Consider the following 15,616-nt stretch of genomic DNA (forward strand, 5'->3'; position numbering starts at 1 on the left):
CTGCCTATCCGGCAGTGAACTGATTAACAATCCATTAACAAGGCCACCTTAATTTCTAAGCTGCCTATCCGGCAGTGAACAAAATGTTAACAGAATGTACAATTCAATGAACTTTCTAAGCTGCCTGTGCGGCAGTGAACAGTCATTTTGTGTTGCTCCGCTGTTTGTGTTTTTTCTAAGCTGCCTGTGCGGCAGTGAACATTCAGAGCGAATGCTAACCGTAACTCAATCATTTCTAAGCTGCCTGTGCGGCAGTGAACGCAACTGCTGCGTGCAATGTTTGCAGCCGTCAGTTTCTAAGCTGCCTGTGCGGCAGTGAACTGTAGCCCGATCACTCTAACGGTTTGTTTTATTAGTAGCAATTGCCGTTTTCCCTGCAAAAACCCTTTTTTTCAGCTCATCTGTAACTCATTGATTGTTAAGCCTGTGAAATAGGCCAAATAAAAAGGGTCTGTGTTTGGGTCATATTTTTTGCAGCCACCATTTTTTCTGAATATTTGTGATAATCTGATTTTCGTTAGTTTTCTGAAGATTATATTTTTTTCTTTATCAAATAGTTAGCCTGCGATTCATTCCGCTGGCGTCACAGCTATTATCGATTGCGGCAGAAAATACATTATGGATAACGCCTTTAGCCCTTCGGACTTAAAAACCATTCTGCATTCTAAACGTGCCAATGTTTATTATCTCCAGCATTGTCGCATTCTCGTTAACGGTGGGCGTGTCGAATATGTGACGGAGGAAGGAAACCAGTCTCTGTACTGGAATATTCCCATCGCCAATACCAGCGTGGTGATGTTGGGAACCGGCACCTCCGTCACGCAGGCAGCGATGCGGGAATTTGCCAGAGCGGGCGTGATGATCGGTTTTTGTGGCGGCGGCGGTACTCCGCTGTTTGCGGCAAACGAGGCGGAAGTCGCGGTGTCCTGGCTATCGCCACAGAGCGAATATCGGCCAACCGAGTATTTGCAGGACTGGGTGAGTTTTTGGTTCGATGATGAGAAAAGGCTGGCTGCCGCCATCGCTTTCCAACAGGTACGAATAACGCAAATTCGTCAGCACTGGCTGGGCTCTCGCCTGTCCCGCGAATCTCGTTTTACCTTTAAAACCGACCATCTTCAGGCGCTTCTGGATCGCTATGAAAAAGGGCTAACCGACTGCCGCACCAGCAATGACGTGCTGGTGCAGGAAGCGATGATGACCAAAGCTCTGTACAGACTGGCCGCCACTGCTGTGAGCTATGGCGACTTTACCCGCGCCAAACGCGGCGGTGGCACCGATTTGGCTAACCGCTTTCTCGACCACGGTAATTATCTGGCTTACGGGCTGGCCGCCGTCGCGACATGGGTGCTGGGTCTGCCGCACGGGTTAGCCGTGTTGCACGGTAAAACTCGCCGTGGTGGGCTGGTATTCGACGTCGCCGATTTAATTAAGGACGCACTCGTACTGCCGCAGGCGTTTATTGCCGCGATGGAAGGCGAAGATGAGCAAGAATTTCGTCAGCGCTGCCTGACCGCATTCCAACAATCTGACGCGCTGGATGTGATGATCGGCAGCTTGCAGGATGTCGCTGGCAAGCTGAGTCAGGTGGGTCGATGAACATTCTGCTGATTTCAGAATGCAATAAGCGCGCGCTGGTCGAAACCCGCCGGATACTGGATCAATTTGCCGAACGCAAGGGCGAGCGCACGTGGCAAACCGCTATCACGCAGGAAGGGCTGAACACGCTACGCAAGCTGCTGCGCAAAACGGCGCGTCGTAACACGGCCGTCGCCTGTCACTGGGTTCGCAGTGCGAATCATACCGAACTGCTGTGGATCGTCGGTAATTTACGGCGTTTTAATGCACAAGGGAGCGTACCGACCAACACCACCAGCCGCGATATTCTGCGCGCGCAAGATGAAAACCCGTGGCACAGCGCCGAGGTGTTTAGCCTGCTGGCCGCTATTGCTGGGTTATTTCACGATGTCGGCAAGGCTAATGCGCTATTCCAGACGGGGTTGAGCGGTACAGGTCCACGCAGCCAACCGTATCGGCATGAATGGGTATCACTGCGGCTGTTTCAGGCCTTCGTGGGGGAGCAAGACGATAAAGGCTGGTTAACCGTGCTCAGCACGGTGACTCCAGAGGCAGAAACAACCCTGCTGGCGGCCTTACAGCGGGATAAGCAAACGCCCAGTAGCAGTCCATTTCGCACTTTGCCGCCGCTGGCGCAGGTTATCGCCTGGCTGATTGTTTCGCACCATCGGCTGCCTGTGTTTAACAAATCGGCAGAGCTTGCCCCCAACAGCCGTGAACCCCAGCTCGACTATGCAGAAACATGGTTAACCGACCATCTCTCGGCACAATGGAATGCACTCAATCATTGCAAGCTCGATGTCACGCCAGCCAATCTGGCACAGGTGTGGCAGTTTCCGCATGGCACACCGCTACGTAGCAGCGTCTGGCGTGAGAAGGCGCGCAAGTTTGCGGGTCGAGCGCTAAAGCTCCCCTCATTCATGCATTTCGCTCGGTTAGATCAACGGCTGACCGTGCATCTGGCGCGTCTCGCACTCATGCTGGCTGACCATCATTATTCAGCAGGCGCGGCAACGGTTGGCTGGCAGGATATGACTTATTCAGTCTGGGCTAACACCGATCGCAAAACGGGGGAATATAAACAGAGGCTGGATGAACACTGCGTCGGCGTCGGGCAAAATGCTCTGCTGCTGGGGCGCAGCCTGCCGAACCTGCGCGATACGCTACCCGCAATTACTCGCCATAAGGGGTTTCGCCAGCGCAGCACACACCCGCGCTTTCGCTGGCAGGATCGCGCATTCGATCTCGCCTGTTCCATTCGTGAATCCAGCAGGCAGCATGGTTTTTTCGGCGTCAACATGGCCTCGACAGGCCGGGGGAAAACCTTCGCTAACGCCCGAATTATGTATGGTTTGTCGGACGAGTCTATCGGCTGTCGCTTCTCTGTCGCGTTAGGGTTACGCACGCTGACGCTACAAACGGGTGATGCGCTACGGCAGCGCTTAAAGCTGGATGAAGACGACTTAGCGGTGCTGATTGGTTCACAGGCTGTGCAAGATCTCCATGAAATGCAGTTGGAAAATGAGACGTGCCAACAAAACACAGCGCAGATGGGCAGTGAATCCGCCGACCCGCTGTTCTCTGAACATCAGTATGTTCGTTACGATGGCTCGCTGGACGATGGTAGGTTAAAGACGTGGCTGGAACGTAGCCCAACCCTGCATCAATTACTGAGTGCACCGGTGCTGATCACCACCATCGATCACCTGATGCCCGCCACAGAAAGCCTGCGCGGCGGCCACCAAATTGCCCCGATGCTACGGCTATTGACCTCCGATCTGGTACTCGATGAACCGGATGATTTTGGGCTGGAAGATCTTCCCGCGCTCTGCCGACTGGTTAACTGGGCAGGCATGCTGGGATCGCGTGTTCTACTTTCCTCGGCCACGTTGCCACCCGCGTTAATTCGCGCATTATTCGGTGCCTATCTTGATGGCCGTGCCGCCTGGCAACAGGCTTACGGCACGCCGAATACGCCGCTGAACGTGTGCTGCGGCTGGTTTGATGAATTTGATTGTCAGCATGAGCAGTACGGCGATGTGAAAGGCTTCATAACCAGGCACGATTCATTCGTTCAGCAACGGCTGAAGCATCTTACCAAAGAGGAACTCCCGCTCCGGCTGGCCTCCATTGTGCCCGTCAGTAGCCCCAGTAAAAATAAAGATGATGTTCATCTGGCCGTCGCGCAGGCGATCCACCCACTGCTACGCGATTTGCACTTACAGCACCATCAGAAACACAAGAACGGCAAAGCCGTTTCTCTGGGGCTGGTCAGAATGGCAAACATCGGCCCGTTGGTTGCCGTCGCCCGCCAGTTGCTTGCCATCCCCTCACCGCCGGATACCTGTATTCACTACTGCATTTACCACAGCCAACATCCGCTGGCGATGCGTTCCTATATTGAGCAACGGCTCGATGCCGCGCTGATGCGTAACGACGCCGATGCACTATGGCAGGTCGATGAAATTCGTCAGGCGATAGAAAACACGCCGCAGCAACATCATATCTTTGTGGTGCTGGCGACCTCGGTCGCCGAAGTCGGTAGAGATCATGATTACGACTGGGCGATTGTTGAACCTAGCTCAATGCGTTCATTCATCCAACTCGCCGGACGAATATTGCGCCATCGGCAGGATGAACAGCATGTGCCTAAAACGCCGAATATCTGCCTACTTAGCCACAATATTCGCGCGCTGAGAGGGGAAGATATCGCGTACTGTAAACCCGGCTTCGAGTCAAAAGACGAACGGCTGGATACGCACGACCTTCGTCAGCTATTGCAGGAGAAGGACTACCGTCATCTCAACGCCGCCCCGCGCATTGTGCAACCGCCGGCCCTCACCAAACCGTTTTCACTGGTGGCGTTAGAACATGCTGTTTTAGGAAAAACGCTGCTTGGCCTCAAAAATCAAAAGCTCGATGGCCTGAAACGCCCGCCCGCTGCATTCTGGTGGCGTGCACATCCGCACTGGAACGGTGAATTACAACGGCGCACACCCTTTCGAAAATCCGACAGAGATGAACCGTACATCCTATGGATCGCCGATGACGATGAAGATGCCGTGTTCATGATACCGGACGACAGCCCCAGTAAATGGAAGCCAAGCGATGTGATCCGCCCCACGTCACTGCACATGGCAGAAGGCGTTTGTGCATGGGTCGATCCCAACTACCACGCCTTATACCAGCGGCTGGCGGATGAGAAACAGTGGGAACTCAAACGGGTTAGCGCTCGCTTCGGCGAAATCCGCCTGCGGGAAGACGAGGAAAAAGACTGGCTCTGGAACCCGCTACTGGGAGTGTTTGGCGCACTCAATTGAGTGCGCCGCTACCTGTACGGCAGTTTTACTTAGAGCATCTATTTCTAAGCTACCAATGCGGTAGTGATTTCATTCTATACGGAGTGCTATACAAAGACCAGAAAACCAAAAAAATTTAGAGTATCTAGGTTGTATGCATAAGAATTTCCATTTATGATGCTTTCATAGTGCAGGCTTTAAGCAGGTCACAGCATATGAAACGATTAAACGTTATTGGATTAGCAGCGTTATTGGTCGCCATTTTGATTGTCATCCTTTGTATGAAACCCATGACCATGCATATCAATAACCAAGCAGACAGTTCAGCAAAGGGACAGCAATTTTCCATTTTTTCTATCACAATCAACCGAAACTAGAAGAAAGTTCATGTAAAAGGCTAATAATAAAGGATTAACTATGAGTGGTGAGAAATTGAAAACGTTCATACTCTCCTACATCAGCACGCGAAAGCAGGCCAAACTGGATGCATTCGATAAAGAAGCGGAGAAGAAACGTGCGGTGCTCAGCGGTGAAGCGTTAGCCGCAGAGGAATTGGAGCTGGCCGAGAAGCGGCGAGAGATAGAGCAAAAACACGAGGTTCGCGCGTGGTTAAGCGATGCCGCCAGCCGCGCCGGACAAATCAGCCTGGTCACCCACGCGCTGAAATTTACCCACAGCGATGCCAAAGGCACCAGCGTCTTTAGCGCTGAAACGGTAACAGAGGCCAAAACGCTCTCCACTGCGACGCTGGCACAACCCGCTATCGATGCCGTGGGAAACGCCGCCGCCCTTGATGTCGCCAAATTGCTCCAGACCGAGCACGACGGGGATTCGCTGGTCGCGGCCCTACAGCGTGGCGATCACCGTGCATTAGAAGCGCTGGCAGAAAGCCCGGAACAGCTCGCACAGTGGCTGGCAGGGTTTCAGCAGGTCTTCACCGATCGCCAGCCCAGCTCACATAAGCTAGCCAAACAGATCTATTTCCCCATAGCAAACGGTGAATACCATCTGCTCAGCCCGCTGTACTCCTCTTCACTCGCGCAAGCGCTCCACCAGCGGATTAATGCCGTGCGCTTTGGTGATGAAGCCAAAGCGATTCGTCAGGCGCAAAAAGCAAATCAGTGGCACGACCAGCTCTCCATCAGCTACCCCAATCTGGCGGTGCAGAATATGGGGGGCACCAAGCCGCAAAATATTTCATCACTCAATAGCAGCCGCAGCGGCCGTTCCTATTTGCTCAGTAGCGCACCTCCACAGTGGAACAGCATTGAAAAACCGCCGCAGCAGCATGACTCTATTTTCCGCCCACGCGGCGAGGTGGACTATCACACCCGAGCGACCTTAGCGCAGATGCAGCGCTTTCTGCTTAGCGTCAAAGAGGTGGAAAACAATCGTGACATTCGTCAACAGCGCCTGCGTTATCTCGACCAGTTGATCGATCAGCTCTTCTTTTATGTCTCCAGCGTGCAAAACCTGCCCTCCGGCTGGAGCGCAGAGTCTGAACTGAAACGCGCCCAGCAGTTGTGGCTCGATCCCTATCGTGCAGAAACGGATACGGTTTTCCGCCGCGAGCGTGAAGCAGGAGACTGGCAAAAGGCCGTGGCCTACGATTTTGGCCGCTGGCTGAACCGTCGGCTCCAGCATGAAGAGTTGATCTTCGGCGAAGTCGAACGTCGCGAATGGTCTACCGCTGCGCTGTTCAAACGCCGGATGCGTGAAATGGAAAGCGCAATGAAAGAGGATCTGGCATGAGCACTTTACTTATCCTGCGCCGTATCAAGGTGGAAAATGCCAACGCTATCGCCGGGCTGACCTATGGTTTCCCCGCTATTACGCACTTTCTCGGCTTTACCCATGCGCTGTCACGCAAGTTACAAACCAGCCACGGGCTAACGCTGGAAGGCTGCGGCGTGGTGAGCCATCAGCATCAGCTACACGCCTACGGTTCTAGCTGGGAACGGAGTTTCGCCCTGACCCGCAATCCATTGACCAAAGAAGCGAAAACCGCCGCTTTCAATGAAGAAGGCCGTATGCACATGACCGTCTCGCTGTTAATCCGCTGTGAGGGCCAGATCCCAGCGGATACCACGGCATTGTGTGATTTCCTCACCCAGCAGGCACAGTGCCAGCGACTGGCGGGCGGCACCATTGTTGATATCGAGCGCGTCACCATCCAGTCATTACCCAGCGACGAAGCGGAAACTCGTAAAGTTATGCGCCGTTTGTTACCTGGCTTTGTACTAAAAGATCGCACATCGCTGCTGCATGACCATTTCCAGACGCTACAGCAGGACAATCCGCAAGCGGAACTGATTGATGCCTGGCTGGATTTCGCCGCGTTAAAAATGCGGGCAGAGCGCGATCCCAACGGGAGCAATGTACAGTGGCAGTACCAGCCCAAACCCGGCGGCGGTGGTTTCTTGATCCCGCTAATGATCGGCTACCGCGCCATTTCGACGCTTTATGCCCCCGGCGAGGTCGATAAAACCCGCGATCCGCACACGCCATTCTGTTTTGCCGAAGCCGCCTACGGCATCGGGGAATGGCAAGGCGCGCATCGCATCAGTGATATCCGCCAGATACTCTGGGAGTACGACTATCAGAACGGCGATTATCACTGCCGCCAATTAGCAGACACCCATTCAGCAGCAGAAGACACTTCCTACGAATTCGATGACTAAAAAGGACGATATCATGGCAAAAGCACCAACAAGTTTAAAAACTGCGTCAGTACTGGCTTTTGAACGCAAGCTGGCGAATTCGGACGCGGTAATGTACGCAGGCAACTGGGCGCAGCAGGATAACTGGACGCCTATTGCCATTCAGGAGAAATCGGTGCGCGGGACGATCTCCAACCGCCTGAAAAATGCCCTCACCAGCGACCCCGCCAAGCTGGATGCAGAAATCCAAAAAGCCAACCTGCAAACCGTAGACGTTGCCGCCCTTCCCTTCGGAGCCGATACCCTGAAAGTCGTGTTTACTCTGCGGGTGCTCGGTAATCTGGCGCAACCCTCGGTCTGTAACGATCAGGATTATCAAACCGCGCTGGGTAACATCATCACCGGATACGTTCAGGATCAGGGTTTTGGCACACTGGCGGCACGCTATGCGGAAAATATCGCGAACGGTCGTTTTCTGTGGCGCAACCGCGTCGGGGCAGAAGCCATTCGTGTGGTCGTGACCACAGGTGAACAACGCTGGGAATTTAACGGCGAAGACTATTCGCTGCGTGAGTTCAGCCAACCAACCGGTGACCTTGCAGCACTGGCACAGGCGATTGAGCAAGGGTTGGCTGGCGACTCATCGGTGCTTTTTACCGTGGAAGCCTATGTGCAGTTAGGCAACGGGCAGGAAGTCTTCCCGTCTCAGGAACTCGTGCTCGATGAAAAAGCGCGTAACGGCAAGAGCAAGATTCTCTATCAGGTGAACGATGTCGCGGCTATCCACTCGCAGAAAATCGGTAACGCGCTACGCACCGTTGATGACTGGTATCCCGCCACAGATGAAGCGGGCCCGATTGCCGTCGAGCCCTACGGTTCCGTCACCAGTCGGGGTAAAGCCTACCGCCAGCCCAAGGAGAAGATGGATTTTTACACGCTGCTGGATAACTGGGTGATTAAAGGCGATGTACCTGCACCGGAGCAGCAGCATTACGTGATTGCCACGCTGATTCGCGGCGGCGTGTTCGGTGAAAAAGGCGAATAAGGTGGCGGTATGGATCACTACATTGATATTCGCGTCCAGCCCGATCCTGAGTTCACTGCCTCGCAGCTCTTGAACGCGCTGTTTGCCAAACTGCACCGAGCACTCGGACAGGTGGCGGATGGCAAGATTGGGATCAGCTTTCCCCAAGTGGGTAAAACGCTGGGGGAATGTTTGCGGCTGCACGGTACAAAAGAGGCGCTCTCTACGCTAGATCAAACGGCCTGGCTGAAAGGATTGCGGGATTACACATTGATTTCTGAGTGTAAAGCCGTACCCAACGGCGTGAAATTTCGCACCGTGCGCCGCGTTCAGCTCAAGAGCAGCGCAGAACGGTTGCGCCGACGCTCGGTGAACAAAGGCTGGCTAACGGAAGCGGAAGCCGCAGCACGAATTCCCGATGCGGTGGAAAAACGCAGCGCACTGCCGTTTGTGCAAATTAAGAGCTTGTCCAACGGGCAGATGTTTTTCGTGTTTGTGGAACATGGTCCGCTACAAGACGCCCCTGTCGCCGGACGCTTTTCCTCCTACGGCCTAAGCGCAGAAGCCACCGTCCCTTGGTTCTGACCCTTTTTTGGCGACCATCTGCAACCCATTGATTTTTAAATGCAGTTGGTCGCCCTAATAAAAAAGGGTTTCTCGCGATAAAATGAATATTCTCTTTAACAATCTGGTAGTTAGCATAAAAACTTAACGTTCACTGCCGCATAGGCAGCTTAGAAAGCGACCGCTGTCGCTGGGCTGACGTATTCGTAGTTCACTGCCGCATAGGCAGCTTAGAAATTGCTTGACAGGGCAGAGGCGTCGACCAAAAAGTTCACTGCCGCATAGGCAGCTTAGAAACCGAAGCCGTAGTTTTTGTCCATCCACTTCTCGTTCACTGCCGCATAGGCAGCTTAGAAATCGTTCCAGACCACCAAAGACGGCACTATAGAGTTCACTGCCGCATAGGCAGCTTAGAAAAAGGCCCAGCTCGCAGTTATGCGCCAGTAAATGTTCACTGCCGCATAGGCAGCTTAGAAATCCGCGGCGCGCGACACAGCCGAACTGCCAGCGTTCACTGCCGCATAGGCAGCTTAGAAAAAGAGTCATATAAGCCAGCACATCATGCATCGGTTCACTGCCGCATAGGCAGCTTAGAAAGTCTCGCGAATGATTATGCGCAACTGTTCTTCGTTCACTGCCGCATAGGCAGCTTAGAAAATGATAATGTCTGCCTCGAACATGCTGACCTCGTTCACTGCCGCATAGGCAGCTTAGAAAGTCCATTGCAACAGCCGACGACAAGCGTCCGGGTTCACTGCCGCATAGGCAGCTTAGAAAATCACGTCGGCCATCTTGAACAGCAGGTCCACGTTCACTGCCGCATAGGCAGCTTAGAAATGATTGCCTAAGCTTTGTAGCGCGCGGTCGGCGTTCACTGCCGCATAGGCAGCTTAGAAATTGACTAAAGTTTAACCGGGGCCACAATGGACGTTCACTGCCGCATAGGCAGCTTAGAAAGAGAACCTGAGCGTCGGCGGTTACCTCGACCTGTTCACTGCCGCATAGGCAGCTTAGAAATCAACCTGAATGTTGGGTATCGCAGTAATAGAGTTCACTGCCGCATAGGCAGCTTAGAAACGCCCGTACTCAATAATTTTGTGACTAGAGCCGTTCACTGCCGCATAGGCAGCTTAGAAATCGGATATGGGACCCAATGCAATGAGTGAAGCGTTCACTGCCGCATAGGCAGCTTAGAAATCGGATATGGGACCCAATGCAATGAGTGAAGCGTTCACTGCCGCATAGGCAGCTTAGAAAGTGACCAAGCTGGCCGACGAAGACGTCGAAGCGTTCACTGCCGCATAGGCAGCTTAGAAAAAGACAGGGCCGCGACACATATTTCGAGCCTGGTTCACTGCCGCATAGGCAGCTTAGAAACACCCGCCATGTGCGCAAAGTCACCCGCACGCGTTCACTGCCGCATAGGCAGCTTAGAAAGAAAGACGAGCCGAAAGGCCCGGACGTAGCGAGTTCACTGCCGCATAGGCAGCTTAGAAAAGCCAGGGTTTTAATCATGGGTGACTTATATTGTTCACTGCCGCATAGGCAGCTTAGAAAGGTAGAACTCCTGTCAAAGGCGCGACCCGCTGGTTCACTGCCGCATAGGCAGCTTAGAAAGATGTTATATGCCAGACTTACCATCGCGTCGAGTTCACTGCCGCATAGGCAGCTTAGAAACACAGAATTACGGGGGTTAACCGTGGGTAAAAGTTCACTGCCGCATAGGCAGTTCAGCACTTATCGAGATGCGTCGCTGGCGCGACGCATTTTAGAGGCTATTCCCCGTTGAGGGTAACCACCAGCGAGCGGCCGCCGCCGTGGTTGCGGTGTTCACACAGGTAAATGCCCTGCCAGGTGCCGATGTTCAGGCGTCCGTTGGTGATGGGAATCGTTAGACTGTTGCCCAGCAGGCTACCTTTTAGGTGCGCGGGCATGTCGTCGTTGCCTTCATAGGTATGGCGGTAATACGGCTCATCCTCCGGCACTAAGCGATTAAAAAAGCTCTCGAAATCCTGCCGCACTGTGGGGTCGGCATTCTCGTTAATCGTTAGCGCCGCCGAGGTGTGTTTGATGAACACCTGCATCAGCCCGACGTTTATCTGGCGCAGTCCAGTAACCTGCGCCAGTATTTCGTCAGTCACCAGATGGAAGCCTCTGGCTTTCGGCTTCAGGCGGATTTCATATTGTGCCCACATCACCGTACTCCCACTATCAGGCTTCGCGCGCCAGAATCGGCCGCAGGAAGCGCGCGGTGTGAGACGCTTCGCACTCTGCCACCGTTTCCGGCGTGCCGGAGACCAGAATTTCTCCGCCGCCGCTGCCGCCTTCCGGTCCTAAATCGACAATCCAGTCTGCCGTTTTAATGACATCCAGATTGTGCTCAATCACCACGATGGTATTGCCCTGATCGCGCAGCTGATGCAGAACGGTAAGAAGCTGCTGAATATCGGCAAAATGCAGGCCGGTCGTGGGTTCATCAAGAATATACAGCGTCTGTCCGGTTCCGCGTTTTGACAGCTCACGCGACAGTTTTACACGCTGCGCTTCCCCGCCGGACAGCGTAGTGGCCGACTGCCCAAGGCGAATGTAAGACAGACCGACGTCGATCAGCGTTTGCAGCTTCCGCGCCAGCGCCGGAATAGCATCAAAGAACTCTCGAGCCTCTTCGATGGTCATATCCAGCACTTCATGGATGCCTTTGCCTTTGTATTGAATTTCCAGCGTTTCGCGGTTATAGCGCTTGCCTTTGCACTGGTCGCACGGCACATAAACATCCGGCAGGAAGTGCATTTCGACCTTAATCACGCCGTCGCCCTGACAGGCTTCACAGCGTCCACCGCGCACGTTAAAGCTGAAACGGCCGGGGTTGTAACCACGGGTACGCGCTTCCGGCACGCCGGCAAACAGCTCACGAATCGGCGTGAAAATACCGGTATAGGTTGCCGGATTGGAGCGCGGCGTACGGCCAATCGGGCTTTGATCGATATCGATCACCTTATCGAAATGCTCCAGTCCCTGAATTTCACGGTGAGCGGCAGGTTCCGCCAGCGTCGCGCCGTTCAACTGACGCTGCGCCAGCGGGAATAACGTATCGTTGATGAGGGTGGATTTGCCCGATCCCGACACGCCAGTGATGCAGGTAAACAGTCCAACCGGCAGCGTCAACGTGACGTCTTTCAGGTTATTGCCCTTGGCGCCAATCAGCTTCAGCACTTTAGTGGGATCCGCAGGCACGCGCTGTTTCGGGATTTCGATCTTGCGTTTACCGCTAAGGAACTGCCCCGTCAGGGAATCCGGCACCGCCATGATCTCTTCCATCGTGCCTTCTGCGACAATCTGGCCGCCGTGCACGCCCGCACCGGGGCCGATATCAATCACATGGTCGGCAGCACGAATCGCATCTTCATCATGTTCCACCACAATGACGGTATTACCCAGATTACGCAGGTGAATCAGGGTTTCCAGCAGGCGCTCGTTGTCACGCTGATGCAGGCCGATAGAGGGTTCATCCAGCACGTACATGACGCCAACCAGCCCGGCACCAATCTGGCTCGCCAGACGAATACGCTGCGCCTCGCCGCCGGACAGCGTTTCTGCCGAACGAGAGAGCGATAAATAGTTCAGCCCGACGTTCACCAGAAACTTCAGCCGATCGCCAATCTCTTTCAGCACCTTCTCGGCGATTTGGGCGCGTTGCCCACTGAGCTTCATATTTTGGAAAAACGTCATCGCATGGCCGATGCTCATATCGGAAATCTGCGGCAATGTCGTCTGTTCAACGAACACGTTACGCGCTTCTTCACGCAGGCGCGTTCCGCCGCAGCTGGCACAGGAGCGGTTGCTGATGAATTTCGCCAGCTCTTCGCGCACCGCTGTGGATTCCGTCTCTTTATAGCGGCGCTCCATGTTGTGCAGCACGCCTTCAAACGGATGACGACGCACCGAGGTGTCGCCGCGATCGTTGATATATTTGAATTCGACGTTCTCTTTACCGGAGCCGTACAGAATCACTTTCTGCACCGCGGCACTCAGGCTTTCAAATGGGGCATCGACGTCAAATTTGTAATGCTCCGCCAGTGAGCGCAGCATCTGGAAATAGTAGAAGTTACGGCGATCCCAGCCGCGAATCGCACCACCCGCCAGCGACAGCTCGGCATTTTGCACCACGCGGGACGGATCGAAGAATTGCTGCACACCCAGACCATCACAGCTTGGGCACGCGCCCGCCGGATTGTTGAACGAGAACATACGCGGTTCCAGTTCGTGCATGCTGTAGCCACACACCGGACAGGCAAAGTTCGCCGAGAACAGCAGTTCAGGCTGCGTCGGATCGTCCATATCCGCGACCACCACGCTACCGCCGGACAGATCCAGCGCGGTTTCAAACGACTCTGCCAGCCGCTGCGCCAAATCTTCGCGCACTTTAAACCGGTCAACGACAACTTCGATGGTGTGCTTTTTCTGTAATTCTAGCTTCGGCGGATCGGACAGATCGCACACTTCGCCGTCGATACGGGCGCGGATATAGCCCTGCGAGGCCAGGTTTTCCAGCGTCTTGCTGTGTTCGCCTTTGCGATCTTTCACAATCGGTGCCAGCAGCATCAGGCGCTTGCCTTCCGGCTGCGCCAGCACGTTGTCCACCATCTGGCTGACCGTCTGCGCATCCAGAGGCACATCGTGATCGGGGCAGCGCGGTTCACCCACGCGAGCAAACAGCAAGCGCAGGTAGTCATGAATTTCGGTAATCGTCCCGACCGTGGAACGCGGGTTATGCGAGGTGGATTTCTGTTCGATAGAGATGGCGGGCGACAGCCCTTCTATATGATCGACGTCCGGTTTTTCCATCAGCGACAAAAACTGACGGGCATAGGCGGAGAGGGATTCCACATAGCGCCGCTGCCCTTCGGCATACAGCGTGTCAAACGCCAGCGATGACTTACCCGACCCCGACAAACCGGTGATTACGATCAGCTTGTCACGAGGGATTATCAGGTTGATATTCTTGAGATTATGGGTACGAGCACCACGAACTTCGATCTTATCCATTCACACACTTCCCGGAATAAAAACGGTTTGTCATCGCCTCTCGAAGAGAGAGAACCGGTACGAAACGAGCAATTATGGCACAAACAAGGCTGAATGAATATCCAGTATTAAACCCGTTTACCTTGCAAACGCTGCAAATTTTACTTTCATTTCTGAAGCCATTTCGCAGGTATGACAGAGAGTTTTCCACATGGTAAGATTGATCGTTTAGACTTAGAAAATAAATCTACCGATTCATCAGGAGACGAGCATGGCCAGCAGAGGCGTTAATAAAGTGATTCTTGTCGGGAATCTGGGTCAAGACCCAGAAGTCCGCTATATGCCGAATGGTGGTGCAGTTGCCAACATCACGCTGGCTACGTCGGAAAGCTGGCGTGACAAGCAAACCGGTGAGCAGAAAGAGAAGACCGAATGGCACCGTGTCGTGCTGTTCGGCAAACTGGCAGAAGTCGCGGGCGAATACCTGCGCAAAGGCTCTCAGGTTTACATCGAAGGCGCACTGCAAACCCGTAAATGGGCCGATCAGGCTGGCGTAGAGCGCTACACCACCGAAGTCGTCGTTAACGTCGGCGGCACCATGCAGATGCTGGGTGGACGCCAGGGCGGCGGCGCACCAGCAGGCGGTGGCAATGCAGGTGGCAGTCAGCAACAAGGCGGTTGGGGTCAACCTCAGCAGCCGCAGGGCGGCAACCAGTTCAGCGGCGGCGCGCAGTCTCAACAGCGTCCGGCCCAGAACTCATCTTCCTCACAAAATAATTCCCCAGCACAAAGCAACGAACCGCCAATGGATTTCGACGACGACATTCCGTTCTAATTTGCGTTAGTTAGAATAATTACTAATATATTTATTTAATGGCCTGAATATCCAGGCCATTTTGCATGGAAAGCTCGTAACACCATGAACAAAAATATTGACCATGTGCCAACACTGACACTACCGCTAATTCTGATTGAAAATAGCAATGGATATTCTTCGCAAACCCGAGAGAGGAAAAAAATTGATATTTCTGGTTTCCCTGAAGAAATTGGTGCCTACGTTATCCGATATCAACAGCATCCGATCCCTCGATTAATAGGAACCAGCCCTATATTAAAGATAGGTTGCACTACCGATAGTTTCAGAAAACGTTTCAAGAACTACAATCATCAATCAGATATGACCACTCCTGATGTTGATTTATATGAAAAACTTAGTCTAAGAACACAAAAAACGAATATCAGGATTATGTATTTTCTTTCCCACCATAAACATCAAGATGAGATTGTTATCGACTTTTATTTCTCCACACTTGATGAACCGAAATCATTAGAGTACAAACTTATCAAAAACTATATGGAATCACATGGTGAATTACCACCACTTAATTTTGGCATGAAATAATGTAATAACACCCATTACATTTTCTTTATTTAAAATTTATTCCGCCCGCTGCACAGGCTACCTG

The 15,616-nt window shown here is 53.4% G+C and carries 10 protein-coding genes and 2 CRISPR repeat arrays (1 of these 12 cut by a window edge); of the genes, 8 read left to right on the forward strand and 2 right to left on the reverse strand.

The features are described 5' to 3' along the window. Nucleotides 1–321: a CRISPR direct-repeat array (repeat unit 28 nt; unit sequence TTTCTAAGCTGCCTGTGCGGCAGTGAAC) (it extends 428 nt beyond the left edge of the window). Between the two features lie 297 nt (nt 322–618). From cas1f to cas6f, 6 genes are all read left to right on the forward strand, one after another. Beyond that, complete coding sequence (cas1f, locus tag IG609_RS16560) at nt 619–1,599, forward strand: type I-F CRISPR-associated endonuclease Cas1f (protein ID WP_193398316.1); 981 nt, start codon at nt 619–621, stop codon at nt 1,597–1,599. Then, nucleotides 1,596–4,898, forward strand: a complete 3,303-nt coding sequence (gene cas3f / locus IG609_RS16565; RefSeq protein WP_193398315.1) for a type I-F CRISPR-associated helicase Cas3f — start codon at nt 1,596–1,598, stop codon at nt 4,896–4,898. The genes cas1f and cas3f overlap by 4 nt, the downstream gene beginning before the upstream one ends. 396 nt (nt 4,899–5,294) lie before the next feature. Then, complete coding sequence (gene csy1, locus IG609_RS16570) at nt 5,295–6,629, forward strand: type I-F CRISPR-associated protein Csy1 (RefSeq protein WP_193400188.1); 1,335 nt, start codon at nt 5,295–5,297, stop codon at nt 6,627–6,629. Beyond that, nucleotides 6,626–7,558 carry a type I-F CRISPR-associated protein Csy2 gene (gene csy2, locus IG609_RS16575; protein WP_193398313.1) on the forward strand — a complete coding sequence of 311 codons (933 nt, stop codon included), beginning with the start codon at nt 6,626–6,628 and terminating at the stop codon, nt 7,556–7,558. The genes csy1 and csy2 overlap by 4 nt, the downstream gene beginning before the upstream one ends. 13 nt (nt 7,559–7,571) lie before the next feature. Next, a complete protein-coding gene (csy3, locus tag IG609_RS16580) occupies nt 7,572–8,582 on the forward strand; it encodes a type I-F CRISPR-associated protein Csy3 (protein ID WP_193398312.1) in 1,011 nt (336 codons plus the stop codon). Between the two features lie 9 nt (nt 8,583–8,591). Beyond that, entirely contained in the window at nt 8,592–9,146 is a 555-nt protein-coding gene (gene cas6f / locus IG609_RS16585) for a type I-F CRISPR-associated endoribonuclease Cas6/Csy4 (protein WP_193398311.1), read from the forward strand. A gap of 128 nt (nt 9,147–9,274) precedes the next feature. Beyond that, a CRISPR array of direct repeats spans nt 9,275–10,862; the repeat unit is 28 nt; unit sequence GTTCACTGCCGCATAGGCAGCTTAGAAA. A 38-nt stretch (nt 10,863–10,900) separates the two neighbouring features. On the opposite strand, the gene IG609_RS16590 is transcribed toward cas6f, so the two are convergent. Beyond that, nucleotides 10,901–11,320: a secondary thiamine-phosphate synthase enzyme YjbQ gene (locus IG609_RS16590; protein WP_193398310.1), complete on the reverse strand. Its 420-nt coding sequence runs from the start codon at nt 11,318–11,320 to the stop codon at nt 10,901–10,903. A 16-nt stretch (nt 11,321–11,336) separates the two neighbouring features. Further along, a complete protein-coding gene (gene uvrA, locus IG609_RS16595; protein ID WP_193398309.1) occupies nt 11,337–14,171 on the reverse strand; it encodes an excinuclease ABC subunit UvrA in 2,835 nt (944 codons plus the stop codon). 250 nt (nt 14,172–14,421) lie between these two features. Between uvrA and ssb1 the strand changes: the two genes are divergently transcribed. Both ssb1 and IG609_RS16605 read left to right on the forward strand, forming a co-directional pair. Continuing rightward, nucleotides 14,422–14,985, forward strand: a complete 564-nt coding sequence (gene ssb1, locus IG609_RS16600; protein ID WP_193398308.1) for a single-stranded DNA-binding protein SSB1 — start codon at nt 14,422–14,424, stop codon at nt 14,983–14,985. A gap of 84 nt (nt 14,986–15,069) precedes the next feature. Further along, entirely contained in the window at nt 15,070–15,552 is a 483-nt protein-coding gene (locus IG609_RS16605) for a hypothetical protein (RefSeq protein ID WP_193398307.1), read from the forward strand. Nucleotides 15,553–15,616: the final 64 nt, after the last annotated feature.

Source organism: Pectobacterium quasiaquaticum (genome assembly GCF_014946775.2).
Lineage (GTDB): Bacteria > Pseudomonadota > Gammaproteobacteria > Enterobacterales > Enterobacteriaceae > Pectobacterium > Pectobacterium aquaticum.

Bases quoted from the DNA above. Each gene is read 5' to 3' on its own strand.
- cas3f (WP_193398315.1), top strand. From the start codon at position 1,596: ATGAACATTCTGCTGATTTCAGAATGCAATAAGCGCGCGCTGGTCGAA.
- ssb1 (WP_193398308.1), top strand. From the start codon at position 14,422: ATGGCCAGCAGAGGCGTTAATAAAGTGATTCTTGTCGGGAATCTGGGT.
- IG609_RS16590 (WP_193398310.1), bottom strand. From the start codon at position 11,320: ATGTGGGCACAATATGAAATCCGCCTGAAGCCGAAAGCCAGAGGCTTC.
- csy1 (WP_193400188.1), top strand. From the start codon at position 5,295: ATGAGTGGTGAGAAATTGAAAACGTTCATACTCTCCTACATCAGCACG.
- IG609_RS16605 (WP_193398307.1), top strand. From the start codon at position 15,070: ATGAACAAAAATATTGACCATGTGCCAACACTGACACTACCGCTAATT.
- uvrA (WP_193398309.1), bottom strand. From the start codon at position 14,171: ATGGATAAGATCGAAGTTCGTGGTGCTCGTACCCATAATCTCAAGAAT.
- csy3 (WP_193398312.1), top strand. From the start codon at position 7,572: ATGGCAAAAGCACCAACAAGTTTAAAAACTGCGTCAGTACTGGCTTTT.
- csy2 (WP_193398313.1), top strand. From the start codon at position 6,626: ATGAGCACTTTACTTATCCTGCGCCGTATCAAGGTGGAAAATGCCAAC.
- cas1f (WP_193398316.1), top strand. From the start codon at position 619: ATGGATAACGCCTTTAGCCCTTCGGACTTAAAAACCATTCTGCATTCT.
- cas6f (WP_193398311.1), top strand. From the start codon at position 8,592: ATGGATCACTACATTGATATTCGCGTCCAGCCCGATCCTGAGTTCACT.